The organism is Sphaerisporangium sp. NPDC049003 (assembly GCF_043197795.1).
Taxonomy (GTDB): Bacteria; Actinomycetota; Actinomycetes; order Streptosporangiales; family Streptosporangiaceae; genus Sphaerisporangium.
Map to the genome: position 1 here is coordinate 104,610 of NZ_JBICTU010000025.1, position 23,603 is coordinate 128,212.

The window sequence follows — 23,603 nt, forward strand, 5'->3', positions numbered from 1 at the left end:
TCGCGGACGTCATCACGACCGAGGTCGCACGGAGGTCCACCACGACCGAGGTGGTCAGCGGCTGAAGGACGTCCTCCACAGGGTGAGGTGGTCGGAGGTGTAGGTGGTGGAGCGGCCGAGAGCGACGACCCTGTCGTCGATCACGGCTATCGCGCCGAGCCACTGGGCGCCGTCGCCCGTCATGCCGTCCCCGGTGAGGGTGTGGCGCTGCCAGTCGCGGCCGTCCTCGGACGTCCAGACCGCGCTGTCCCCGGTCGCGGGCGGGCCGTACGACCCCACCGCGACCAGGCCGGAGTCCGAGGTCGTCATGTCCAGCACGGTGGCCGGGGCGTCGGCGGGCAGCCAGGAGTACTGCCAGGTGACCCCGTCGTCAGAGGAGACCGCCGCGAACGGCTGGTCCACCCCCTTGTCGTTCGTCGCGCTGCCCACCGCCACGACATCATGATCACGCAGGAGCACCCTGCGCAGGCTCGCCGAGCGCGCCCCTTCGGGGATCACGCGCTTGCGTGCGGTCCAGTTCAGCCCGTCGCGCGAGACCCAGACCACCCCTGACGTACGGCCCGACGTACCGGACCCGCCGACCGCGAGGAACCCGTCGGCGGTCGCGACGACGTCCTCGATGCGCACGTCGGCGCCGCCCGCCGGAAGGCTCTGCGGTGCGGAACGTGAATAGCGGCGCAGGTCGGCGGAGAACCACAGCGCGGCCACCACACCGTCGGGCCCGCTGTCGTCGCCCGCCAGCACGTACCCCTTGGGACCGGCCGCGACCACGCGCGGGACCACGGCGTACCGCCCGGAGGACCCGAGCGCGGGCGACTCGGGCGCCGGGCGCCAGGAGCGCCCGTCGGTCGAGGTGGCGAGCAACGGCCTGACGAACGCCGAATCGGCCGTGGTGCTGCCCACCGCGAGCCATCCCTGGGGGCCGTGTGCCACGTCGTTGAGCGCCTGTCTGCCCGCTCCGCCGAGCGCGGGCGAGGTGACGGCCTTCCAGTTCTGGCCAGTGGCGCTGGTCCAGATGCCGGCGTCGCCCTTGACCGAGCCGACCGCGACGAACGAGTTCCCCGCCGCGACCAGGGCGGTGGTCTCGCGGGCCGAGCGGGTCAGCCCGCTGATCTCGGCCAGCGGCACCGGAGCGGCCGCCTTGCCCTTGGCGGCCGTCATCAGCACCGGCAGGTTGTCCAGGCCTCCGGCCCGCTGGTCCCCCGCGGCGACGAGCGTGCCCGCGTCGGTGATCGCGAGGCCCCGCAGCGTGCCGGGGATCTGCCCGAGTTCGGTGCTCTCGTTCCAGTTCTTGCCGTCGCCGCTGGTGAAGACGCCGTAGCGCTCCCATCCCGACTCGGCGACCGCCGCGACCCCGGCGGCGGAGGTGGCGAGGCCGCGCACGCCGGTCGCCTCGCGTCCGAGCCCGCCGATCACCCCGCACTGGCGCCATTCGTCTCCGAGGTCGGAGCAGTAGACGCGGACCTCTCCGGCGTTCGACTTCTGCAGGGTCGGCACCAGGAGGAACCCCTTGGCGGCCACCGCGAGCGCGCCGGGCTCGGGCCGCACGCCGGGCAGCGCCGCGGCCGTACGGAGCCAGGTCCTGCCGCCGTCCGGGGAGCGCAGGATGACCGAGGTCGTGTCACCCTTGCCCGGATCGGCCAGCGCCACGACGGCGTCCCCCTTGGCGACCACCGCGCGGATGGCCCGCACCTTGTCCGTGGCACCGATCTGCCCGGTGTCCACGCGGCTCCAGCTCTGCCCGTCCGGCGACACCCAGGCCACCGGGCCGTACCCGCCGTCCTTCTGGGTCGTGGAGCCGACGGCCACGAAACCACCGGCCGTACGTGCCAGGTCGGTGATTCGGTCGCCGTTCCAGAAGACCGAGAGCCGCGAGGGGTCGACCGCCGTCCAAGAACGGCCGTCGGTGCTGGTCCACATGCCCCGGGCGGAGGCGCCCGCCGAGCCAGGCGCCTCGGTCCCGGCCGCGAGCCAGCGCCCGGCGCCGCCTGCGACGCGCCCGGCCGACCCCGCCGGCTGGTACCCGGCCGGCCCGGTCACCCTGCCGAGCTCCCAGGACTTGCCGCCATCGGGTGAGACCAGGAAGAGCGGCCGTGGCACCGGGCTGGTCGTGTCGCTGCCTACCGCGACCACGGTCGAGCCGACGGAGGTGACCGCGTTGAGCACCTGGCTGGAGCCGTTGCCGCTGATGCCGGGCGGGGCCACGAAGGCCTGGTCGCCCGAGCCTCCGTCGCCCGCCGCCAGCCGGAGCCCCGAGGTCGTCGGGGAGTTCACCCAGTTGACGATCACCAGTCCGAGGCCCGCCGTCGCGAGGAGCACGACGACCACGAAGATCGGGGTCATCAGGCCGCGCCCGAGCCCGCGCCGGGCCGGGCGCGGCTGGCGCGGTGGCCTTGGAGCCGCCTGGTCGCGGTGGTGACGGCCGCGCCCGCCGCCGCGCGGGCGCGCCGGGCCGGACGCCACGAGGATGTCGGGACGGGAAGGGCGGGCGGGCCGTCCGGCGGGGGGCCTGCCGATCCGCTCCTCCGTCGGGACATCGCCGCCGTACGGATCGGCAGGCTCCGTCGGGACGTCGCGGCCGTACGGGCCGTCGCCGCCATACGGGACGTCGCGGCCGTACAGGACGTCGGGCTCGGGCGAGCTGCCGGACTCCGGCTCCGGAGCCTCCTCCGGCTCGGCCGGGATGCTGGGCTCCACCCTGATGCCCTGCCTGTCCCACTCGGGCGCAGGGGGCGTGTGGGCCCGCGACGGCGCGCGCGGCGGGGTTTCCTGCGGCGTCGGCGATGACGCTTGTTCCTCTGTCCGCGAAGGCGTTTGTTCCTCCGTCCGCGGAGGCGTTCGCGGAGGCGTTGCGGTTGAGGTTCGCGGAGGCTTGCGTGGCGGTCCGGAGGCGACGAGCTTGTCCGGACGGTTCACCAGCCGGCGCGGAGGCCACGGAGGCTCGCCGGGGTCCTCTGGAGGCGCCTCGGGCACCCATCCGGGAGGAGCCTCACCCCATGTCTCGGGTGACGGGTGGCCCGCGCTGTGGCGGGGCTCGGCGGCGGCGCCGTACGGGCGCGCGTAGGGGTGGCGCCCGGCCGAGGACTGCCTCGGAGGCTCCGCGGACGGGTCCTCAGGGGTGGAGGAACCCTCGTCGGGGGTGGGCGCCCCGAAGGGAGGCAGAGCCCACGGTGAGTCCAGGGGGAGGCTCCGGGAGCGGGTGTCCGAGGGGTCGGGCGGGGTGTGGTGCAGGGTCGGAGGTGGCATGTGGGCCTGGTGGGACCCGTTGGGGCGTGACGTGCTTCCGTGGTCGGCGCCGTCGCCGGCCGACCACCATGACGAGCGCGGGTCGTGGGGGCCCGAGGCCACGCTCAGCACCTCCTCGTAGGCAGCCTAACCCAGTCTGAAGGCCGTGATTCGGGACCGTTCCACCGAACTCCAGCTCATCCATTGCATCGACAGCAGATCACCTGCGATCGTACCGATACCCAACCCATGCCCAGTGATCACATATCTGGGTGGGGTGATGGTCGCTCTCGCCCTCGCCGCCAGCGCGCACCTCCCTGGGACCGACTGCCGGCCCGCACATCTTCCAGGGCAACATGCCGAGGCCCCTTCTGGCGAGACCTCTCTAGTCAGATTTATCTAGAGACCGTCTGAATTGCCCGCCTCTGGGCGATTATCGCGACCACAATGACGAAGAAACCCAACTGCACGACGGTTCCCGAGAGCGCCTGCCACGGCACCGCGCCTTGCTTCAGGGCATCGCCGAGCTCGCCGGAGGCGGCGGCCGGCAGGAAGCTCACCACGTTGTTGATCACGTGCAGCGCGATCGGCGCCTCCAGGCCGCCCGTGCGGACGGCGAGCCATCCCATGAGGGCGCCGAAGCTGAAGACGTCGATGATGCCCCAGTCGGTGTAGGCGTGCAGGGAGGTGAACGCCGCGGCGCCCAGCAGGATGCCAGGCCAGGGGGTCCTGAAGTACGCGCCGAACGCCTGGAGCACCCATCCGCGGAAGATGTACTCCTCCGTCGCCGCCTGGAACGGCACCAGCAGCAGGATGACCACCAGGCCGGGCAGGAACCTGTCCCATCCGACCCAGCCGAAGAGGTTCCCGAGGCTCTCCCCCGTCACGGCGTACGTCGCGACCATGGCCGCCTGGCCCAGGATGAGCGCCACCAGGGCCACCCCGAGACAGATCAGCAGCCATCGCCAGCGCACCCGTCCAAGGACGGAGGAGAGGGTGCCCGGCGGGCGGCGCTGAACCACCCACGCGGTGGCGAACACGACCGGCAGGACCGCCGCGATCGACAGCAGCAGCACCGCCAGCTCGAACACCGGGTTCCCGAACAGCCGGTCATCCTGCAAGATCACCGGGATGTCCGCGAGCCCCGCGACGACCACGCCGATGAAGATCACGAAGAGGCCGATGCCCACGAACCCCGAAGCGATGAGGGCCGTCCCGACGATCGGACGCCACCAGCGGTGCAGAGACGTACGCGCCAGGTGGTCGTACCGCGTGCCGGGCGGAGACGGCACGATCCACGGCCCCGGCGCCTGCGGCGGATGCCAGGCATGGGGCCCCGGATAGTACGGATGCGTCGCCGGCGGATACCCGAATCCCGATGATCCGGGCTGTGGCTGGTGCGCCTGCGGCGGATGCCCGAATCCAGAGGGACCCGGCTCCGGCTGTGGCTGGTGCGCCTGCGGCGTTCGTCCGAATCCGGAAGGACCCGGGTCTGGCTGAGGGGCCTGCGGCGGATGCCCGAATCCCATAGACCCCGGCTCCGGCTGTGGCTGGTGTGCCTGCGACGGATCGTGCATACCCGCCATTCTCCTCACCGGGCAGGGACGTCCCACGGCTGGATGCCGCTGTACGCCTTCCTCCATCCACCCTTCCAGGCTCAGCACCTGTCCTGGCGCAGAGCGGGAAACGGCCTGGCTCTGCTCGGTCAGGCGGGCGGGGAGAAGGTCTTCGTGCGAGTGAGCCCGGCCGCCCGTCCCTTGGCGGCGACGACCAGCGCCATCTTGCGTGAGGCCTCGTCGATCATCTCGTCGCCGAGCATCACCGCGCCCCGCCTCTCGACCGTCGTGGCATGCTCGTAGGCGTCCAGGATCAGCTCGGCGTGGTCGTAGTCCTCCTGCCTCGGCGAGAACACCTCGTTGGCCGCCTCGATCTGCGTCGGGTGGAGCACCCACTTGCCGTCGAAGCCGAGCGCCGCCGCCCTGCGCGCGACCTTGGCGAACCCGTCGACATCCTTGATCTGCAGGTACGGCCCGTCGATCGCCTGAAGGCCGTACGTCCTGGCGGCCATGAGGATCCGCATGAGGACATAGTGGTACGCGTCCCCCTCGGTGTACCCGGGGGGTTGCTGCCCGACTACCAGCGTCCTCATGTTGATCGAGGCCATGAAGTCGGCCGGCCCGAACACCAGCGCCTCCAGCCGTGGCGACGCGGCGGCGATGGCGTCGACGTTGACCAGGCCCCGGGCGTTCTCGATCTGCGCCTCGATGCCGATGCGTCCCACCGGCAGCCCGTTCGCCTTCTCGATCTGGGTGAGCAGCAGGTCGAGCCAGGCAACCTGGACCGCGTCCTCCACCTTGGGCAGTGTGAGGAAGTCGAGCGCGTCCCCGGCTCCCTCGACGACCTCGATCACGTCGCGGTACGTCCACGCGGTCGACAGGTCGTTCACCCGTACGCCCCGGATCTTGCCCGTCCAGTCGCCGGTGCGCAGCGCCGCGACGATGTTCTTCCTGGCCTGCTCCTTGGCCTGCGGGGCGACCGAGTCCTCCAGGTCGAGGAAGACCTCGTCGGCGGGGAGCCCCTGCGCCTTGTCGAGGAAACGAGGATTGCTGCCGGGGACCGCGAGACAGGAACGACGGGAGCGCATACGCCCACGGTAGTGGCCCGGCCCGCCGCCACAGGCTGTGGGAGCGTCACAAAGGCCACCCCCTGTTCTTGGCACGGATCAAGTAGGGATATACCAACCCCTGTCCCGACAATGGACCTCAAGCCCCGGTAAAGGGGATTTCAATGGGGAGATGGCCATGACTGACGCATCCATAGCGGTTCGGCCCGCCGTACTGTCCGACCTCATTCCTGGAAAGCTCGTCCGCGACGTCGCGCTGGTCGTGGGCGCGGCGGGTCTGACCGGACTGGCCGCGCAGGTGAGCATCCCGCTCCCCGGCACGCCTGTGCCGTTCACGCTGCAAACCTTCGCCGTCCTGCTCGCCGGTGCCGCGCTCGGCCTGCCGAGGGCCTTCCTCGGAATGGCGCTCTACCTCGCGATCGGACAGCTCGGCGTGCCGTGGTTCGCGTCGTCGGGCGGCAACGCCACCCTCGGGTACGTCGTCGGCTTCGTCCTCGCCGCCTCGGTCGTGGGGGCGCTCGCGAGCAGGGGCGGCGACCGTACCCCGCTGCGCACCATCGCGACGATGGCCCTCGGCACCCTGCTCATCTACGCCATCGGCCTGCCGTGGCTGATGGTGGCGACGGGCCTCGACCTGCCGGCCGCCCTGTCCGCGGGTGTCGTGCCGTTCCTCATCGGGGACGGCCTCAAGGTGCTGGCCGCCGCCGGCCTGCTCCCCGCCGCCTGGAAACTCGCCGGCCGCTGAGCCACGTCACCCTGGGCGCCCCGGCGACTCACCCTGGGCGCCCCGGCGAATCCGGCCGGGGCGCCCATGCGCGTGCCCACCGACCGGACCATCTGGTGGCGACCGCCCCTGATCTACGGTGCCGACCGTCTCGGGGCGCCGGTTGAGGTCCGGCATCACTCCCAGGGCTTCGGTTGACCTGGATACGATGGCTCTCGGGCGCACGGTTGAACGGCGTCGAGGGAGGACCATGCCGCGGCTGTCCGCTGAGGAATGGCGGGATCTGTTCACCCGTGTCGAACGCGATGCCTTCCACCTCGAACTCCGCGACTCCTATGACGCGGCCGGCGAGCACACCAGGTTCGGCCGGTGGCTGGGCGGCGAGCATGAAAGCTACGAGCAAGTCTCCGCGTGGTTCGCCGGCTGGACGGACCTGGTGCGCGCTCCCGTCCGGGTCCTAAGAAGGCATGGTCGGCGCACCACGTGATCGCCGACCGAGACTCGCGGCGAACCTTCCCGATCAAGCTCGAAGAACCGATATCTCGCCAAATGCGACCGGGTATAGAGCATTAACTCGCTCCTCGACGGCCGCCAGAAACTGGTCGATGTCCAGAACTCCAGCTCCGAAGGATGCAACAATATCCTCGAGGATTTGCTCACTCATGGCGCATCACTCCTTAGTTCCCCCAGCCCAACCGGAAACTTGAGCCGCTCGGCTAGTGGCTGCTATAATTGATGGTCAGAATTGCCACCACCCTATGCGCATCGCCGCCAGGTGTCGCCTTATAGCTATCCGAAAATTGATAGTCGATGCGGCCGGCACCACTTATTTCGTAATGCACAGTTCTAGACCAACCCTCACCCTGCGGTCTGCCAGCCTTACCGCGCAAAAAGCATGTTGAGGCAATCGGGTCTGGCTCTCCTGGCGTCTTACTTACATGATCCCAGAACTGCTGGGCGGCCTTAATTCCTATATTGGCTACCAACTGATTCCAGTGGCCAAGAAATTTGCGATGAACCAAAACGCGATAGGCGGGGCGCGTATCTGGCTTCCCGCCAGGCCGTCTGGCGGGAGTGAAGGGCTTGTAGGCGCTGCTACTCCCCGTCATCCGCTAGCCAGCCTCTGAACTGTTGAGAAGCTCTGGCTCCTCAGCAGCGACGTATTCATCGGAACGATGTGTACCCAGCAGAACGGAACGTCGAAGCGGGTCCGATAGCTGGCGTGCTGTTGCCTTCCATGCGCGGACGCACTCATCCAAGACCACTGTGTCCTCATCGGCTCTCGCCGCGACGATGGCGTCTTGAAGTTCAGATACGAACTCCTCGACATCCTCTCGATCAAGCGATCGCAGCCAGGCCAGTTCGCCCAGATCAGAAGTGCTCGGGACGCCTGTGGATCTACGCAACAGGGTGCTGAGCTTGACGTACGCCTCGCCCCACTTGGCGATCGCTTCGAGCAGGTCCAGTGTGCGCTCAGGCAACATCACCAGGCTCGTCCCATCGGTAGCACGCAGGCGCGCTCGATCACGGCGGGCCTCGTTCAGGAACTCAACCCGCTTGGCACCCGCCAGATCGGTTGCTTGGTAGATGGTGTCACTCATGATCTACTCGCTCCAGGCCTACCATGTTCATACCCATGATACTACCCATGATTCTGCTAGAATGGCACCCTCACAGCTGGCAGCGAAGGGTAAAACTTAGGAGGTGTCTCGAGGTGCAGGGCGAACGCCCCTTCGATGCGCACGAGATCTACCTCTCTGACCAGGCCAGAGAGACAGCCGGTCGTCGGACGATCAGTCCTGTCGTGACCTTGCGCGGAATGCTGGAAGGAGGCCGGGCCTTCAAGGATGAGAGGTCCGCAGCCAGGGTGGAGGCCTTCAGTACCGCGGCCAGCGAGCTCACTCGGCGCGGCCTGGATACAACCGCCCTGGTTCGCCACGGGATGTTCCAGCAAGTCCTCGGAGCCCTGATCGCCAACCTCACCGCTGCGCGACTGGCACCTCACTGGCATGTCGAGCCATTCGCCGGCTTCGAGAACTTCGATCATGAAGCATGGGCGAAGGTCTTGCACCTGCCAGCCAAGATTCCCGTCATCGATGCGGGAAGTCCACGCGCAGCCTCAAAGGCTTTCGCCAATTTGATAATTCCTACGATTCCTCGCATCATGTCGTGGATCTCTGTCGCGTCACTCCAGGACATGGTATGTCTTACTCCGCCGGGGAGCATTCGCGGTCTTCCACAGGAAGATTTATCTCAGTTTCTTGCTCTGCAGGTACCTTATCGGTGGATGGTCGACTATTTTTCACACACGTTTCTCCACGAGTGGGAAACCGAGTCACTTCATCTGACACATCGATGGATGAAGGGTCTTGAGGTGCCGCCATGCTCGCCCGAGCTTATGGAAGATAGGAAAATCGATCCCGAACTGCTAGCGTTTGAGATCGCGGATCGTGTCACCGCTGACGAGGGCCGCAAATCCCCTGTTTCGACGTCGACGAGCATGACTGTTCGGCCGCTCACAGCGTTGTCGACTCCCCCCGAGGAGACTACCGCTCTTGTCATGGTGAGCCTCGCGATGGAAATGACTCGCCATGCGAAGCATCTTCTGTCTGAAGGACGGCTGCGGGAGGCAGCAGCAGTATTTGAGTTTGGCGTTCAGGGTGCTCCCGAAAGTGCCGATCTGCACAACAATTGGGGCTTCTGCCTCATCCCCCTAGAGCCTAGCAAAGCGCTAAACCTCCTAATAAGAGCCGAAGAGTTGGGATTCTACAACGAGGCCCTTACCATCTATAACCAGATGTGTTGCCTTTTTTCCTTAGGGCGACACAAGGCCGCTCTTTCTTTGGCGGCAGGCAAATGGGAGCAAATTAGATCCGCCCCATCGCTCCACGCCACAATTTGGAAATTGGAGGGCTCAGGCTGGGTGCTTAAGGAAACCGAGAACTTGGGCCAAGACCTCGTTGAGCTCGCAATATCAGTCGCTACCAGCAACGGTTGGCACGGGGAATTGGAGATCTGGAGCGTTCGCAGACGCGACCTCAGCGCATCTTAAGAACGCTAGACCCAGACCACTGCGACGTGAGCCTAATGGTAATTCGATGTTGGCGCTTCGCTCGAGTGCCTCCCCCAGCACCCCTTCCAACCCGTTCGGGTGGCGTTCATGCCCGCACGTCCGCACACCGCTCCTCCGTCGCACTATCTGATCGGCCGCGGGGAGCGATTAGTGATCGTCCGAGAGTGGCCCTGAGAGTTCGTGCCCTCCCGTCACCCGATTGACGGGTGATCCGTGTGCTGCCCACCCACATACGGCCCCTCACCAGCATGGCGGGCAGGAAGGCGCTGCCCCTCCGGGATCCCTTCGCACCCCGCCGCCGGCCCGCCCTTGCCCAAACGCGTGACGACCTGGCCAACCCGTCCAACCAGGCCCTCCTGCACGCCACTCCCACGCCCCCTCGCCGCCAGGCAGCCCAATTCTTGGGTGGGCAGCAACCGGATCACCACCCAACCGCTGGACGGGCGGGCGAAAATCCAGACCCATCAACCACAGCCCGGCTCGGTGCCCGAGACATGGCTGGTCTGCACCTCCGACAGGCCGGGAGCTCCCTGTGATCCCTGGGCGCCGGTGGCTCCCTGTGGGCCTGTGGGGCCGGCCGGCCCGGACTGGTTCCAGGTGATCTCCTGCTCAAGGTCCCCGCACACGCCTTCGCTGGTGGGACTCGGCGTGGGCTTCGCCGTGCCGACCGACTGCGGCGCTGTCGACTGCGGCAGTGCCCCCTGGGATTCTGATCGCCGCTGGTGAAGGACACACCCCCCGCCCCCGCCTCCAGGCAGGTGAATTCCCGGGTGGGCAACGCCCGGGCCACCACCCAGCCGCTGGACGGGCGGGCCGGAACCACCTCGCCCGATCCCTCCAGGTACCCGATGAGACACGGGCGTCGTAGATTGCTGGGTGTGAGTTTGTCGCTGATCGAAGAGGGTGCGAAGAAGTCGAGCGTCCTGTGGGTCTCGCTTTCCGGGCGTGATCGGCTGGCGTGGCACATCTGGCATGAGGGTGCGATCTACATCGTCACCGGCGGCGAGGAGCAGTCGCTCCCCGGCCTGGTGGAGGCCTCACGGGTCCGGGTGACGCTGCGCAGCAAGGACAACGGGGCAGAGCTGGTCTCCTTCGACGCCCATGTTCACCTGGTCGATCAGGCGTCCTTGTCGGAGGCCGAGTCCGGGGCCGTGGCGGCCCTGGCGAAGGAGCGGCTCAACGCGGTCGACGCGGCGGGGCTTGCGGCCCGCTGGGCCTCCGGGTCCTCGATCGTGCGGCTGACGCCAGAAGCGGCCGTCTGATCCACCACCCCCCCGACCGTACGACCGGCCTGAGCGGCTGGCCCGGCTTCCCCGACCGTACGGCCGGCGCCCGAAGTGGCGGTCTGAGCCAGTAGCGCCCCTACCAGTACGACGGCGCCGCCGGTGATCTGGGCCGTGCCGAGGTGCTCGCCGAGAAGGAACCAGGCGATCACCGCGCCCGTGACGACCTCCAGGGACGCCACAGTGGCCCCGACCGCCGCCGACAGCTTCCGGACCGCGATGACCCCGGTGATGTAGCCAAGCACGGTGGAGATCGCGATGAGCCACAGGGCGGCGGCGATCACGGGCAGGGTGTGCCCACCGAGCGTCACGCTCGTCCCGAAGGCCCCCCAGGGGATGTCCCAGGGCCGGGAGATCGGCACGAGGACCACGGCGGCGCCCGCGAGCCCCCAGGCGATGAGGCCGAGCGGGTCGACGTCGCCCCCGAAGCCGTCGCTCATGAGGAAGTAGCCCGCGGAGCAGGCCGCGGCGAGGAGGGCCAGGATCAGCCCGATGCCGTCCAGGCTCATCCCGTGCCAGACCTCGACGACGACGGCGAGCCCGACCAGAACGATCACCGCCCCCGCGTACGCCGAGCGCGGCAGCCGTACCTGCCTGACGAGCCGCACCCAGAACACGACGAGCACCGGCGAGGAGTACTCCAGCAGGAGCACCACCCCGACGGGGAGCCGCGAGATGGCCAGGAAGAACAGCGCCTGGACCCCCGCCACCGCGATCAGCGCGTACGCGGCGAAGAACCCTCGCCTGCCCGGAGGGACGCGCAAAGCCTTCGGCCGGAACGCGGCGAGGACCACGATGAGCAGGACGGCCGCGCCCGCCATCCTCACCCACACCGCCTGCAGGGGCGTCAGACCGCCCGCGCCGACGAACTTCGCCATGGACCCGGAGAAACCGAAGCACCAGGCCGACCCGACCGCCACAGCCAGCGCCGCGCGCCTCATCTGCCACCATCCCCGTAATTACCGTTAGATGGTTTTGATGCTGTCATAGGGCGAATGGTGAGATCAAGGCGCGACCGTACGTTGAGACGGCTTTTAGGGCAGTCCCACGCGGCGCACCCACTATGACCTCGTACGCTGCGATAGTGAGGATCTTCGTCGCTCGGCTGGCCGGAACTCCGGTCTTCGACCCCGCCGGCGACCAGATCGGGCGGATCCGGGACGTCGTGGTCGCCATCCGCGCCCAAGATCCGCCCCGCGTACACGGCCTGGTCGTCGAGGTCCAGCCGCGACGGCGCGTGTTCCTGCCCATCACCCGGCTGCAGAACATCGAGGCCGACGCCGTCGTCTTCACGGGCAGCATCAACCTGCGGCGCTTCGAGAAGCACGCGACCGAGTCCCTGGCCATCGGAGAGCTGCTCGACCTGACCGTGGAGGTCGGCGGCGAGAGGGTCACCGTGCTCGACCTCGCCATGGAGCGCAGCAAGAGCGGCGAGTGGCTGATCACCAAGGTCGCGGTGATGCGCGGCGGTGCCGCGCGCGGGCTCCGCCGCAGGCGCGGCGAGACGCTGGTCGTGAACTGGTCGGAGGTCGGCGGGTTCGGCGCCGTGCAGAAGGACCAGGGGGCCGCGAATTTGCTGGCCGCCTTCGAGGAGACGCGCCCCGCCGACCTCGCCAACGCCCTGCGCCACCTGCCCGACAAGCGCCGGGCGGAGGTCGCCGCCGCGCTGGACGACGACCGGCTCGCCGACGTGCTTGAGGAACTGCCCGAACGCGACCAGATCGGCATCCTGAGCCGCCTGGACGCCGAGCGCGCCGCCGACGTGCTCGCTGCCATGGACCCCGACGACGCCGCCGACCTGCTTCAGGACCTGCCGCCCGGACAGGCCGAGGCGCTGCTGACGCGCATGGAGCCCCGCGAGGCCGCGCCCGTCCGGCGCCTGCTGACGTACGCCGAGAACACCGCGGGCGGCATGATGACCAGCGAGCCCGTGGTGCTGCCGCCCCACGCGACGATCGCCGAGGCCCTCGCCGAGATCCGCCGTCAGGACATCACCCCGGCGGTCGCCGCGCAGGTGTACGTCACCCGGCCTCCGGTCGAGACGCCCACCGGCAAGTACCTGGGCGTGGCCCACTTCCAGCGGCTGCTGCGCGAACCGCCCTCCACGCTGGTGGGCGGCGCGATCGACAACACGATCGACCCGATCCGCCCGGACCTGTCCCTCCACGGCGTCACGTCGTACCTCGCCACCTACAACCTGGTGGCCGCCCCGGTGGTGGACGAGCTCGGACGGCTCGTCGGGGCCGTCACGGTGGACGACGTGCTCGACCACCTGCTGCCCCCCGACTGGCGCGAGCGCGACGAGCAGACACCGGGGCCCAACGGACCGGACGACCGCACGCCCGAACCCGTACGGCCGGACGACCGCACGCCCGAATCCAGGCGGCCGGACCCGGACGAGGGCACGCCCGGGGTGACCGGTGGCGGTTAATCGGCTGGACCAGCCCCGGGAGCTCCGCCGCATCATCCGCCCGCACTACGACCCAGAAGCGTTCGGACGCCTGTCCGAGCAGATCGCGCGCTTCCTGGGCACGGCGCGCTTCCTGGTCTACATGACCGGGTTCATCGCGGTCTGGGTGACCTGGAACGCGCTGGCGCCCAGGAGCCTCGCCTGGGACCCCTACCCGTTCATCTTCCTCACGCTGATCCTGTCCCTTCAGGCCTCGTACGCCGCTCCGCTGATCCTTCTCGCGCAGAACCGCCAGGCCGACCGCGACCGCGTGCAGAGCGAGCAGGACAGGATGACCACCGAGCGCAACCAGACCGAGGTCGAGTACCTCACGCGGGAGATCGCCGGGCTGCGCCTTGCCCTCGGCGACCTGGCCACCCGCGACTACATCAGGGGCGAGCTGGAGCGTCTGCTGGACGAAATACGCGAGTCCCCCCCAGAGCGGGGTCAGGCCGACACCTGAGGGAAGAACTTCGTGAGCATGTCGGCGCACTGCCGCAGCTCCTCCTCGTCGAGCAGGTCGAGGAACTGCCCCCGTACGGCGCGAAGGTAGGTGGGGGTGGCCTCGGAGAGACGTTGGTCACCCGCTTTGGTGAGCACGGCGAACAGACCCCGCGCGTCGCTGGCGCAGGCCTCGCGCTCGACCAGCCCGTCGCGCTGGAGGCGGTCGATGAGCCGCGTCAGCCCGCTGCGGGACAGCAGCACCCGCTCGGCCAGATCGTTCATGCGCAGCCTGCGCCCCGCGGTCTCGGAGAGCTGGAGCAGCACGTCGTAGGCGGCCGGCGCCAGATCGTGCCGGCTCAGCAGCTCGCCCTCAAGACTCCGGGTTATGTGGACCTGGGCCCGCTGGACCTTGCGCCAGACGATGAGCTGCTGCGGGGTGATCTCCGCCGTCATGGACGTCACGCGGTCATCCTAGAAGGTTGCATAAGCGCGTACACCTCCCTCTTAGGCTCTCTTGGCCCCTACCAGAGGGTGCGGAGTTCGTCGGATCGGTCCTGGGTTCGTAGCATGGATCCATGGCACCAACCCCTGAATTGGTGACGGCCGCGTTGGCGACGGTCAACGACCCGGAGATCCGCCGGCCGATCACCGACCTTGACATGGTCAAGAGCGTCGATATCTCCCCGGACGGGGTGGTGCGAGTCGGGGTCTACTTGACCGTCGCGGGCTGCCCCATGCGCGACACCATCACCCGCGAGGTGACCGCCGCCGTCTCCAAGGTCGACGGTGTCACCGGCGTCCAAGTTGATCTCGACGTCATGAGCACCGAGCAGCGCAAGACCCTGCAGACCAAGCTGCGCGGCAACCGGGGGCCCGAGAAGGAGATCCCGTTCGCCAAGCCGGGCTCGCTGACCCGGGTCTTCGCCGTCGCGAGCGGCAAAGGCGGGGTCGGCAAGTCGTCGGTCACCGTCAACCTCGCGGCCTCGATGGCGGCCTCGGGTCTCAAGGTCGGCGTCCTGGACGCGGACATCTACGGCCACTCCGTCCCCCGCATGCTCGGAGTGGGCGACCGTCCGACCAAGGTCGAGGACATGATCATGCCGCCGGTGGCGCATGACATCAAGGTGATCTCGGTCGGCATGTTCAAGCCCCCGGGCAACAGCCCGGTGGTCTGGCGCGGGCCGATGCTCGACCGGGCGCTGCACCAGTTCCTCGCCGACGTCTACTGGGGTGACCTCGACGTCCTCCTCATGGACCTGCCCCCGGGCACGGGCGACATCGCGATCTCGGTGGCGCAGCGCATGCCCGGCGCGGAGATCCTCGTCGTGACCACCCCGCAGCAGGCCGCGGCGGAGGTCGCGGAGCGGGCCGGGTCCATCGCCACGCAGACCCACCAGCAGATCGCCGGCGTCATCGAGAACATGGCCTGGCTCCCCTGCCCGCACTGCGACGAGCGCATCGCGGTCTTCGGGGAGGGCGGTGGCCAGACCGTCGCCGACGGGCTGACCCGCACCCTCGGGTCCCGTGTCCCGCTGCTCGGCCAGATCCCGATCGACCTGCGCCTGCGCGAGGGGGGCGACAACGGCAAGCCGCTCGTGCTCACCGACCCCGACTCTCCGGCCGCGACCGAGCTCCGGCGGATCGCCGAAAGCCTGAGCAAGAAGTCGGGGAGCATCAAGGGCCTCCAGCTCGGGCTGTCCCCTTCCGGCCGCTGAAGCCCCGCAAGGGGGCTCCCAGGGCGCCGCACACGAAATACCACAGCACAGGGCACTCCACGTGAAAGAGGGCCGTCCCAGTGAAGGGACGGCCCTCTTTCACATGTTCTCGAAAGGCTCAGGTCGCCTCGGAGTCGTACGGCGGGATCTCGCCGTACCCCAGCTCGCCGGCGCCCGCCGTCGCATAGGAGCCGACGGGGGAATAGGAGTCCGGGGAGTTCTCGGCGGCCGGCCGGTTCCAGTCGTCCTCCAGATCCTGCAGGAGGTGCTTCCTGACGAAGTTCTTCGGATGCAGGTCGGTGGGGTCGAAGTTGGCGAACTCGGGACCGAGGTTGTCCTGGAGGTCGGCCTTGGCGTTGTTGGCCATCTGACGGACCTGACGCAGCATGCCACCCGCCTGCTTGGCGGCCTGGGGAAGCTTCTCAGGCCCGAAGACGAGCAGGGCGATGACCACGAGTGCCAAGACCTCAGGCCAGCCGAGTCCGAACACGTGATCTCCTACGCTCTCCTACGCCGACGCCTGCCGTTGACCGGGACCGTCCAACAGCGACCTGGCTACCTCTCAGACTAATACGCCGGTCCGGCAATGGGCACCAAACAGGACACCCGATCACGACGGCTGCGGCGTCGGGACCGGAACCGCGTCGATGATCACGGTGGCGGTCTTCTCCTGTCCACCACGCTGGTACTTGACGGTCACCTTGTCGCCGGGCGCCTTGCTCCTGATCGTGACGATCAGCTCGGACGGCTGGGTCATGGGCGTGCCGTCGATCTCCAGGATGACGTCGCCCGCCTTCAGGCCCGCCTTGTCGGCCGGGCCACCGGGGATCACCGGCTCCTGCCCCTGCTGCGTGGCGGTGGCGATGCGGACCCCGTCGCCCTGGTAGTTCTCGTCGAGCTGGACGCCGATGCGGGACTTCTTGGCCGAACCGGTGGTGACCAGCTCCTCGGCGATCCGCCGCACGTGGTTGACCGGGATGGAGAAGCCCAGCCCGATGCTGCCGCTCTGCGCGCCGAACGAGCTGTTGCCGAGCGTCGCGATGGCGGAGTTGACGCCGATCACCTCGCCGGCGGCGTTCACGAGCGGGCCGCCCGAGTTGCCCGGGTTGATCGCCGCGTCTGTCTGGATGGCGTTGATGAACGAGGACTCGGACCCGCTCTCGCCGCCCGCGGTCACCGGACGGTTGAGCGAGCTGACGATGCCCGTCGTCACGGTGCCGGTGAGCCCGAGGGGCGAGCCGATCGCGATGACGGGATCGCCCACCACGACCCGGTCGGAGTTGCCCAGGACGATCTCGGGGGCGCCGAAGGTCTGGTCGGGCTTGACCACCGCGATGTCGGAGCTCGGGTCACGCCCGACGATCTTGCCGTTGGTCGTCTTCTTGGTGCTGAAAGTCACCTTGATGTTGCCGGTCTGCGCCGCCGCGGCCACCACGTGGTTGTTGGTGACGATGTAGCCGCCCTTGATCAGGAAGCCGGAGCCGGTGCCCGCCTCGCTGTTGCCCTTGACGTCGAGCGAGACCACGCTCGGGAGGACCCGTGAGGCGACGCCCGCCACCGAGTCGGGCGCGCGGTTGACGATCGCGCCCGTCGGCGTGCCGAGGCTGTAGGTGGGGTCGACGCCCGAGCCGTTGCGGGTGAGGAGGTAGGTGCCGACGCTTCCGGCCGTGGAGGCCACGAGGGCGATCACGACGGCGAGGGCCGCGAGGATCCCGGTCTTCGGCGCCCGCGCGCCCGCCTGCTCCGTGCGGGGGGCGCCGGGGGGCGGGGCCCAGCCAGGACCCATGCCGAAGGGGTTGATCGGAGGGGGCGGAGTCGGCCCGTATGGGCCGACGGGCGAGGGAGGGAGGGGCCCGCCGGACGGGTTGCCCCAGCCGAACATCCCCTCGTCGCCACCGTGGCGCGGCGCGTCGGACGCGAACGGGATCGGCCCGGTGCTGTCGCTGCCGAAGGGGTCGCGCCCCGCGTCAGCGGCGGGGGCGAAGGGGTCACGGCCCGCACCGCCCGCGGGGGTGAAGGGATCGTGCCGTCCACCGCTCGCCGCGAAGGGGTTGGGCCCGGTGAACGCGTCGGGCCCGCTGGCGGGCCACCCCTCGGAGGCGGGCAGGAACTCTGGTCTGACGCGCATCCCGCTGGAGCCGGTGGACCCCGACGCCGAGCCTTCCCAGGAATGCTGGGAGGGATCGGCCACGTCCCCTGAGTCGAAGGTACGTGTCTCGTCGGTCATCGAACGCTCACTCCCGAGGCCAGTCAACGTGGGCTACGCCAGATTCTCGCTCGGACCCCATACGAGCGCCGTAAGCCCACGGCGCCCGACAGGGTCCATCCGATCGTATGCCCGCGTCGCCGTGAACGGCACGGACGGGGGGAGTGACGGGCCGTGTCCCCGGGTCAGGGTTGCCGGGAGGTGGAGCCCGCGCGCCCCGGCAGCACCGAACCGGCCGGAGTGGTGGTGCGGTGCTGGTTGGCGAACATCTCGACCGGCGGAGCCGACGGCCTGCTGTCGGAGCCTCCCACCATGAACAGCGTGCCGAGCGCGACGGCGGCCGACGCGACGCCGACCGCCACATAACCCGCCCGGCGGTTGCCCCCCGAGCGTCCCGGCCCCGAGAACCCGCCGCTGCGCCGCGGCCTGTTGTCGATCGGGGCGCTGGTCAGAGAATAGGTCGGGTTCGGAAACGGACGCACCCGCGGCGGGAGCGGCCCGCCTGGCTCGGACATCCGCAGAAGGGACATCGTGAGATCCGCCGGGACGGCGGGCGGGTCGAGTGATCGAAGACGGCTTTTGAGCGCCCTGATCGCGTCGAGCTCGGCGCGGCAGTCCGCGCAGAACGTCAGATGCGCCAGAGCACGTTCTCGCTCGGCGTGACCAAGCTCACCGTCAATGAGCGCGGAAGCGCGCTCTCCGAGATGGCTCATGCTCCCTCCCTGCTAACGGTCGGGGGGAGTTCGTCGCGACGGGGTGCCCGGTGTTCGAGTGCCTCCCGCAACTGGCTGCGACCGCGATGGATGCGGCTGCGCACGGTGCCCAGCTTGACGCCTAGCGTCGCCGCGATCTCCTCATAGGACAGGCCCTCGATGTCGCACAGCACCACGGCCGCGCGGAACTCGGGCTGGAGCGCGTCGAGGGCCGCCTGGATGTCGGGCTCCAGCTGGGAGTCGTCGAACACCTGGGCCGGTGACGGCTCACGCCCGCGCAGACGCTCGGCGGCGTCGTCGCCGAGCCCCTCGAACCGGATGCGCTGCCTGCGCCGCGCCATGTCCAGGAAGAGGTTCGTGGTGATGCGGTGAAGCCATCCCTCGAAGGTGCCCGGGGTGTAGCTGGACAGCGAACGGAACACCCGGACGAAGACCTCCTGAGTGAGGTCCTCGGCGTCGTGGATGTTGCCGGTGAGCCTGTAGGCCAGCCGGTAGACGCGCGCCGAATGGTCGCGGACGACCTCCTCCCATGTCGGGGGTGTCCAGCCCCCATCGGGCAGCCGGGGGTCTCCCCCCGGGAACGCGCTATCGGGAGTATCAGCCTGGTGGTAGTCGTCCACCAGCACTCCTCTCTCCGGGACCACCGCTACAGCCATAGTGCCTGCTTTCGCCCCTTCCTGCGTACCCACGAACCAACGAGGCCGGACTGTGTTCTTTGACGCCCTTGAACAAAGGTCGTTCAAAGCGTGCAACGTACCCGTTGTGGCGTGAGTTCCCGTTCGGCCCCGACTCCCCTAGGCTGCGACCAATACGTGCGTACGGCGAAAGCGGGGAGGGAGAGGCCGATGGCCCCGACGCCGACTGATCCGGTGGAGGCCACGCTGGCCTACGCGGAGGAGTTCCATCCCGAAGACGAGGTGCTGCGCGCCGCGAGGCGGCGTGGCATCGAGGTCGGGGCCGTTCCCATCCTGCCCGGCGGCGGCGCGGCGCTGTGCTTCATGGCGACCGCGATCAGCGCGAGGTCCGTGGTCGAGGTCGGCACCGGATGCGGTGTCTCGGGACTGTGGCTGCTGCGCGGCATGCGTCCGGACGGCACGCTGACCAGCGTCGACGCCGAGCCCGAGCACCAGCGGCTGGCCCGCCAGACCTTCGCCGAGGCGGGGTTCTCCGGCAGCAAGATCCGCCTGATCGGCGGGCGTGCCCTGGACGTGCTCCCCCGGCTCGCCGACGGCGGCTACGACCTGGTGTTCTGCGACGCCGCCAAGCAGGAGTACGGCGACTACCTGGCCGAGGCCGTACGCCTGCTGCGGCTGGGGGGCATCGTCGCCTTCGACAACGCGCTGTGGCACAACCGGGTGGCCGACCCGGCGCAGCGCGATCCCGACACCGTCGCGATCCGCGAGCTGGGCAAGCTGATCAAGGCGGACGAGCGGCTGCGTGCCCTGATGATGCCCCTGGGCGACGGGCTGCTCGCCGCCATAAAGATCGCGAACTAGCCGTGATCGGTGGCCGGCCGTGATCGCGAACTAGCCGTGGTCGAAAGCTTGACGCCGCCCGGGAACTACGAGGACGCCCCCCGCCCGAGCCACTCCAGCAGGAGGCGGGCGCCGAACCCGGTGGCGCCCTTGGTCAGGATGCCGTCGTCGGTGGTGCTTCTGGACACTCCCGCGATGTCGAGGTGGGCCCATCGCCGCCCGCCGGTGAACTCCCGCAGGAACAGGGCCGCGGTGACGGCGCCCGCGCCGTACTTGCCCTCGGCGTCGACGTTCGACAGGTCGGCCACCGGGGAGTCGAGCGCCGGGCGGTAGTCCTCGATCAGTGGCATCCGCCACAGGGGGTCGCCGGACGCCTTGCCGGCCTCCAGCAGCTCCTTGACCAGATCGTCGCTTGGGGAGAAGACCGCGCCGATGTCGCGCCCGAGGGCGATGCCGATGGCCCCGGTCAGCGTGGCGAGGTCGACCACGGTGTCGGGGTCGAGGACCTGGTGCGCGTACGCCAGGGCGTCGGCGAGCACCAGCCTGCCCTCGGCGTCGGTGTTGAGCACCTCGACGGTGCGGCCGCCGTAGTGGGTGATCACGTCGCCGGGGCGCTGGGCCGAGCCTGAGGGCATGTTCTCGGCGGCGGCGATCAGGCCGGTGACCCGGGTGCGCACGCCCAGGTCGCGAAGCGCGCCGAGGACGGCGATCACCACCGCGCCGCCCGCCATGTCGGTCTTCATGAACTTCATGCCGTCGGTGGGCTTGAGGGACAGGCCGCCGCTGTCGAAGGTGATGCCCTTGCCCACCAGCACGACGTGGGTGCCGTCGGCGTCGCCGGGCTCGTACGACAGCTGGATGAGCCGGGGCGGGCTCGCCGAACCCTGGCCGACCGCGAGGATGCCCCCGAAGCCCTCCGAGGAGAGCTCGTCGGGCGCCCAGACCCTGGAGGTCAGACCCGAACGCTCGGCGACCTCGACGGCCCGCTCGGCCAGCCAGGCGGGGGTCTTCTCGGAGGACGGCATGTTGGACAGATCGCGGGCGAGGGCCGTGGCGCGGGCCACCACCTCGGCGCGGGCGACGGCCGGCCTGGCCTCCTCTGGACCGGAGAAGCGGATCTCCTCGACGGCCCTGGCGCGGCTCGCGCCGATCCTCATGGTGTACGAGGCGAGCAGGGCGCCTTCGGCCAGGGCCGACCACCCCGGCTCTCCTACGTCACGCGGGAGGGTGACGTCGATCGAGCGACGCCCCTTGGCACGGCGCGCGACGGCGGCGCCCGCCTTTCGCAGCGCGCGAGGCGTGCCGTCGCCGATGCCGTAGAGGAGCACCCGACGCACGGTGTTCCCGCGGGCCACAGGCACCTCGACGACCTCGCCGGGCTCACCCTTGGACTCGTGCTGGGCCAGCAGCGCCGGGACCGGTACGGGAAGCTCCACGTCCGCGGAGAGATCGCTACGGAAGGGGACGGCGAGCAGGTCGGCGTCCTGCGCCGGGGGGTCGATGAATCGCAGCGCGGTCTCAATGGGCATGGTGGTCCTCCCCTGCCTGGAAGTGCGACAGCCCCGGCATGGGGGCGCGCGGCCCGGCCGCCGGGGCCGTCAAGTCGCCTGTGTCGGTGGGTTGTGTCAGGGGTATGTCAGCCGACGACGTTCTTCAGAGCGTCGCCAAGGGCTCTGGCCTCGTCTGGTGAGAGCTCGACGACGAGTCGCCCGCCACCCTCGAGAGGGACCCGCATGACAATGCCCCGTCCTTCCTTGGTGACCTCCAGCGGACCGTCGCCGGTCCGCGGCTTCATCGCCGCCATGCGTGTATCCCTTCCTGCCTCGGCCTGCGCGATGCCGGCTCGCGCCTGTCCGCGCCCGGCCGCCCGCCGCTTTCACGTCTTCTGTGACGTCCCATTATCCCGCCTCGCGAGCGCGCATGGGTAACGATCTCCTCCCAGAATGCGTTGTCCGGGGCCCTTGCGCCGATCAAACTGGTCTATGTGAACGCCCGCGCCGCGCTTTTCGACCTCTACGGAGACCACCTGCGCATCCGTGCGGGAAGGGCGTCCGTGGCCGCTCTGGTCCGGCTGCTCGCCCCGCTGGACATCGCCCCGCCGGCCGTCCGCACCGCGATCTCCCGCATGGTGCGGCAGGACTGGCTCGTCCCTGTGCGGCTCTCTCAGGGGCCCGGGTACGCGCTGACGCCCAAGAGCGTCCGGCGCCTTGACGAGACCGCCGTGCGCATCTACCGCACCGCCTCGGACCCGTGGGCGGGGCGCTGGCACGTGCTCGTCCTCCAGCCCGTACGGGAGCGGGCGACGCGTGAGCGGCTCCGTGCCGACCTGTCCTTCCTCGGTTACGCTCCCTTGTCAGAAACCACCTGGATCGGGCCGAGGGCCTCACCGGAGCTGGACACCCTGCTCGACGACCAGCGGGTGTCCGCCGACCGGTTCGAGAGCACCCTCGACGGCGACCCCCTTGAGCTCGTCACCCGCGCGTGGGACCTGCGCGCCATAGCCCGCGCCTACGAGGAGTGGATGGAGCAGGCGGCCGGCCTGGTCGGCTCGCTGCCCCGGGACGCCCCCGACGACCAGGTCTTCGCCGTCCGTAGCAAACTGGTCCACGGGTGGCGGAACTTCCTGTTCCGCGACCCGGGCCTTCCGCCGGAGCTCCTGCCCCCGGCCTGGCCCGGTGACCAGGCCCGCGCCTACTTCGAGCAGGAGGCGGCCCGGCTGCTGCCGGCGGCGTCCGCCTTCGTCGACCACAACCTGGACAAGGGAGTCCACTGATGGATCAGCGACCCGACCTCCCCTCCACCGCGCCCGAGAGCGCGCCGACCGGCACGAGAGCGCCGGCCCCGAGGCCGGCGTCCTCCTCGCCGAACACGGACGAGCACGGGCACGAGCACGTCCTGTACTCCGTCGAGGACGGCGTCGCGACGATCACACTGAACCGCCCTGACGCCATGAACGCGCTGACGATCTTGATGAAGGCCGCCCTGCTGGAGGCGCTGGAGCGGGCCCGCGACGACGCCGGCGCGAGGGCGGTGCTGCTGACGGGCGCGGGGCGCGGCTTCTGCGCCGGTCAGGACCTGCGCGAGCACGCCGGCAACCTCGAAGCGGGCGTGGGCCTCGACAACACCGTCCGGGCCCACTACAACCCGATCATCCTGACGATCACGGGCATGGGCAAGCCGGTGATCGCCGCCGTCAACGGCATCGCCGCCGGTGCGGGCGCCTCGCTGGCCTTCGCCTGCGACTTCCGGGTCGCGGCCGACGGCGCGAAGTTCGCCATGGCCTTCAGCGGCATCGGCCTCGCCCCCGACTCGGGAGCCTCCTGGACGCTCCCGAGGCTCGTCGGCCCGGCCAGGGCGCGCGAGCTGCTGGTGCTGGGCGAGCCCGTGGGGGCCGCGAGGGCGCTGGAGCTCGGCATGGTGACCTCCGTCGTGCCCGCCGGGGAGCTGACCGCCCGCGCCCGCGAGCTGGCCGTACGGCTCGCGCAGGGGCCCACGGTGGCCTACGGGGCGATCAAGCAGGCGCTCGACTTCTCGGCCGCGCACTCCCTGGAGGACTCCCTGGATGTGGAGGCCGATCTCCAGGACGCCTGCGCCAAGTCGGAGGACCACCACAACGCCACCCGGGCCTTCCTCGCCAAGGAGCGCCCGGTCTTTTCCGGCCGCTGACCCACGG

Annotated in this window: 22 protein-coding genes and 1 pseudogene; 10 read left to right on the forward strand and 13 right to left on the reverse strand. The window is 69.6% G+C overall.

The features are described 5' to 3' along the window. Positions 1-54: 54 nt before the first annotated feature. The 3 genes from ACGFIV_RS26460 to ACGFIV_RS26470 form a co-directional block, all read right to left on the reverse strand. Positions 55-2,697 carry a hypothetical protein gene (locus ACGFIV_RS26460; protein WP_392838049.1) on the reverse strand — a complete coding sequence of 881 codons (2,643 nt, stop codon included), beginning with the start codon at positions 2,695-2,697 and terminating at the stop codon, positions 55-57. Between the two features lie 923 nt (positions 2,698-3,620). Continuing rightward, on the reverse strand, positions 3,621-4,517 hold the full coding sequence (locus tag ACGFIV_RS26465) for a CPBP family intramembrane glutamic endopeptidase (protein WP_358550343.1): 897 nt from the start codon (positions 4,515-4,517) through the stop codon (positions 3,621-3,623). 413 nt (positions 4,518-4,930) lie between these two features. Continuing rightward, on the reverse strand, positions 4,931-5,869 hold the full coding sequence (locus ACGFIV_RS26470; protein ID WP_358550345.1) for a CoA ester lyase: 939 nt from the start codon (positions 5,867-5,869) through the stop codon (positions 4,931-4,933). A 157-nt stretch (positions 5,870-6,026) separates the two neighbouring features. Here ACGFIV_RS26470 and ACGFIV_RS26475 point away from each other — a divergent pair, with 157 nt between their 5' ends. Further along, positions 6,027-6,593: a biotin transporter BioY gene (locus tag ACGFIV_RS26475; RefSeq protein ID WP_358550347.1), complete on the forward strand. Its 567-nt coding sequence runs from the start codon at positions 6,027-6,029 to the stop codon at positions 6,591-6,593. A gap of 229 nt (positions 6,594-6,822) precedes the next feature. Then, positions 6,823-7,059, forward strand: a complete 237-nt coding sequence (locus ACGFIV_RS26480; RefSeq protein ID WP_358550349.1) for a DUF6879 family protein — start codon at positions 6,823-6,825, stop codon at positions 7,057-7,059. A gap of 33 nt (positions 7,060-7,092) precedes the next feature. Here the strand turns inward: ACGFIV_RS26480 and ACGFIV_RS26485 are convergent, their stop codons facing one another. Next, positions 7,093-7,236 (reverse strand): hypothetical protein, encoded by a 144-nt coding sequence (locus tag ACGFIV_RS26485; protein ID WP_358550351.1) that lies wholly within the window; start codon positions 7,234-7,236, stop codon positions 7,093-7,095. 448 nt (positions 7,237-7,684) lie between these two features. Further along, positions 7,685-8,173: a hypothetical protein gene (locus ACGFIV_RS26490; protein ID WP_358550353.1), complete on the reverse strand. Its 489-nt coding sequence runs from the start codon at positions 8,171-8,173 to the stop codon at positions 7,685-7,687. Positions 8,174-8,286: 113 nt separating this feature from the next. Between ACGFIV_RS26490 and ACGFIV_RS26495 the strand changes: the two genes are divergently transcribed. Beyond that, positions 8,287-9,624 (forward strand): hypothetical protein, encoded by a 1,338-nt coding sequence (locus ACGFIV_RS26495; RefSeq protein ID WP_358550355.1) that lies wholly within the window; start codon positions 8,287-8,289, stop codon positions 9,622-9,624. An 899-nt stretch (positions 9,625-10,523) separates the two neighbouring features. Beyond that, positions 10,524-10,907, forward strand: a complete 384-nt coding sequence (locus tag ACGFIV_RS26500) for a hypothetical protein (protein ID WP_358550357.1) — start codon at positions 10,524-10,526, stop codon at positions 10,905-10,907. Positions 10,908-11,008: 101 nt separating this feature from the next. Here the strand turns inward: ACGFIV_RS26500 and ACGFIV_RS26505 are convergent. Beyond that, positions 11,009-11,869, reverse strand: a pseudogene (locus tag ACGFIV_RS26505) (DMT family transporter); the annotation flags it as partial. A 122-nt stretch (positions 11,870-11,991) separates the two neighbouring features. Here ACGFIV_RS26505 and ACGFIV_RS26510 point away from each other — a divergent pair. Both ACGFIV_RS26510 and ACGFIV_RS26515 read left to right on the forward strand, forming a co-directional pair. Continuing rightward, positions 11,992-13,359 carry a magnesium transporter MgtE N-terminal domain-containing protein gene (locus tag ACGFIV_RS26510; protein WP_358550359.1) on the forward strand — a complete coding sequence of 456 codons (1,368 nt, stop codon included), beginning with the start codon at positions 11,992-11,994 and terminating at the stop codon, positions 13,357-13,359. After that, positions 13,349-13,840, forward strand: a complete 492-nt coding sequence (locus ACGFIV_RS26515; RefSeq protein ID WP_358550361.1) for a DUF1003 domain-containing protein — start codon at positions 13,349-13,351, stop codon at positions 13,838-13,840. Before ACGFIV_RS26510 ends, ACGFIV_RS26515 begins: the two co-directional genes overlap by 11 nt. Here the strand turns inward: ACGFIV_RS26515 and ACGFIV_RS26520 are convergent. After that, positions 13,825-14,274, reverse strand: coding sequence for a MarR family transcriptional regulator (locus tag ACGFIV_RS26520; RefSeq protein WP_358550419.1), 450 nt, complete (start codon positions 14,272-14,274; stop codon positions 13,825-13,827). The genes ACGFIV_RS26515 and ACGFIV_RS26520 overlap by 16 nt on opposite strands. A gap of 122 nt (positions 14,275-14,396) precedes the next feature. Between ACGFIV_RS26520 and ACGFIV_RS26525 the strand changes: the two genes are divergently transcribed. Beyond that, entirely contained in the window at positions 14,397-15,536 is a 1,140-nt protein-coding gene (locus ACGFIV_RS26525) for an Mrp/NBP35 family ATP-binding protein (protein ID WP_392838050.1), read from the forward strand. 118 nt (positions 15,537-15,654) lie between these two features. Here ACGFIV_RS26525 and ACGFIV_RS26530 read toward each other — a convergent pair whose 3' ends face one another. The 4 genes from ACGFIV_RS26530 to sigE form a co-directional block, all read right to left on the reverse strand. Beyond that, positions 15,655-16,026: a sec-independent translocase gene (locus tag ACGFIV_RS26530; RefSeq protein WP_358550365.1), complete on the reverse strand. Its 372-nt coding sequence runs from the start codon at positions 16,024-16,026 to the stop codon at positions 15,655-15,657. Positions 16,027-16,146: 120 nt separating this feature from the next. Continuing rightward, on the reverse strand, positions 16,147-17,763 hold the full coding sequence (locus tag ACGFIV_RS26535) for a S1C family serine protease (protein ID WP_392838051.1): 1,617 nt from the start codon (positions 17,761-17,763) through the stop codon (positions 16,147-16,149). A gap of 164 nt (positions 17,764-17,927) precedes the next feature. Continuing rightward, entirely contained in the window at positions 17,928-18,455 is a 528-nt protein-coding gene (locus tag ACGFIV_RS26540) for an anti-sigma factor (protein WP_358550369.1), read from the reverse strand. After that, positions 18,452-19,111, reverse strand: coding sequence for an RNA polymerase sigma factor SigE (sigE, locus tag ACGFIV_RS26545; protein ID WP_358550371.1), 660 nt, complete (start codon positions 19,109-19,111; stop codon positions 18,452-18,454). Before sigE ends, ACGFIV_RS26540 begins: the two co-directional genes overlap by 4 nt. A 189-nt stretch (positions 19,112-19,300) precedes the next feature. Here sigE and ACGFIV_RS26550 point away from each other — a divergent pair, with 189 nt between their 5' ends. Further along, complete coding sequence (locus tag ACGFIV_RS26550; protein ID WP_358550373.1) at positions 19,301-19,951, forward strand: O-methyltransferase; 651 nt, start codon at positions 19,301-19,303, stop codon at positions 19,949-19,951. A 65-nt stretch (positions 19,952-20,016) separates the two neighbouring features. Here ACGFIV_RS26550 and ACGFIV_RS26555 read toward each other — a convergent pair whose 3' ends face one another. Both ACGFIV_RS26555 and ACGFIV_RS26560 read right to left on the reverse strand, forming a co-directional pair. After that, the gene (locus ACGFIV_RS26555; protein WP_392838052.1) at positions 20,017-21,459 is read right to left on the reverse strand and encodes a leucyl aminopeptidase; all 1,443 of its coding nucleotides are present in this window, start codon (positions 21,457-21,459) and stop codon (positions 20,017-20,019) included. 107 nt (positions 21,460-21,566) lie between these two features. Next, positions 21,567-21,734 carry a DUF3117 domain-containing protein gene (locus ACGFIV_RS26560; RefSeq protein WP_114033903.1) on the reverse strand — a complete coding sequence of 56 codons (168 nt, stop codon included), beginning with the start codon at positions 21,732-21,734 and terminating at the stop codon, positions 21,567-21,569. A 180-nt stretch (positions 21,735-21,914) separates the two neighbouring features. Here ACGFIV_RS26560 and ACGFIV_RS26565 point away from each other — a divergent pair, with 180 nt between their 5' ends. Next, complete coding sequence (locus ACGFIV_RS26565; RefSeq protein ID WP_358550377.1) at positions 21,915-22,703, forward strand: PaaX family transcriptional regulator C-terminal domain-containing protein; 789 nt, start codon at positions 21,915-21,917, stop codon at positions 22,701-22,703. Then, the gene (locus ACGFIV_RS26570) at positions 22,703-23,596 is read left to right on the forward strand and encodes an enoyl-CoA hydratase-related protein (RefSeq protein ID WP_392838053.1); all 894 of its coding nucleotides are present in this window, start codon (positions 22,703-22,705) and stop codon (positions 23,594-23,596) included. The genes ACGFIV_RS26565 and ACGFIV_RS26570 overlap by 1 nt, the downstream gene beginning before the upstream one ends. Positions 23,597-23,603 lie beyond the last annotated feature (7 nt).

Coding starts and splice junctions, on each gene's coding strand:
- ACGFIV_RS26470 (WP_358550345.1), bottom strand. CDS start 5,869: ATGCGCTCCCGTCGTTCCTGTCTCGCGGTCCCCGGCAGCAATCCTCGT.
- ACGFIV_RS26475 (WP_358550347.1), top strand. CDS start 6,027: ATGACTGACGCATCCATAGCGGTTCGGCCCGCCGTACTGTCCGACCTC.
- ACGFIV_RS26480 (WP_358550349.1), top strand. CDS start 6,823: ATGCCGCGGCTGTCCGCTGAGGAATGGCGGGATCTGTTCACCCGTGTC.
- ACGFIV_RS26485 (WP_358550351.1), bottom strand. CDS start 7,236: ATGAGTGAGCAAATCCTCGAGGATATTGTTGCATCCTTCGGAGCTGGA.
- ACGFIV_RS26490 (WP_358550353.1), bottom strand. CDS start 8,173: ATGAGTGACACCATCTACCAAGCAACCGATCTGGCGGGTGCCAAGCGG.
- ACGFIV_RS26510 (WP_358550359.1), top strand. CDS start 11,992: ATGACCTCGTACGCTGCGATAGTGAGGATCTTCGTCGCTCGGCTGGCC.
- ACGFIV_RS26520 (WP_358550419.1), bottom strand. CDS start 14,274: ATGACGGCGGAGATCACCCCGCAGCAGCTCATCGTCTGGCGCAAGGTC.
- ACGFIV_RS26525 (WP_392838050.1), top strand. CDS start 14,397: ATGGCACCAACCCCTGAATTGGTGACGGCCGCGTTGGCGACGGTCAAC.
- ACGFIV_RS26535 (WP_392838051.1), bottom strand. CDS start 17,763: ATGACCGACGAGACACGTACCTTCGACTCAGGGGACGTGGCCGATCCC.
- ACGFIV_RS26540 (WP_358550369.1), bottom strand. CDS start 18,455: ATGAGCCATCTCGGAGAGCGCGCTTCCGCGCTCATTGACGGTGAGCTT.
- sigE (WP_358550371.1), bottom strand. CDS start 19,111: ATGGCTGTAGCGGTGGTCCCGGAGAGAGGAGTGCTGGTGGACGACTAC.
- ACGFIV_RS26550 (WP_358550373.1), top strand. CDS start 19,301: ATGGCCCCGACGCCGACTGATCCGGTGGAGGCCACGCTGGCCTACGCG.
- ACGFIV_RS26555 (WP_392838052.1), bottom strand. CDS start 21,459: ATGCCCATTGAGACCGCGCTGCGATTCATCGACCCCCCGGCGCAGGAC.
- ACGFIV_RS26560 (WP_114033903.1), bottom strand. CDS start 21,734: ATGGCGGCGATGAAGCCGCGGACCGGCGACGGTCCGCTGGAGGTCACC.
- ACGFIV_RS26570 (WP_392838053.1), top strand. CDS start 22,703: ATGGATCAGCGACCCGACCTCCCCTCCACCGCGCCCGAGAGCGCGCCG.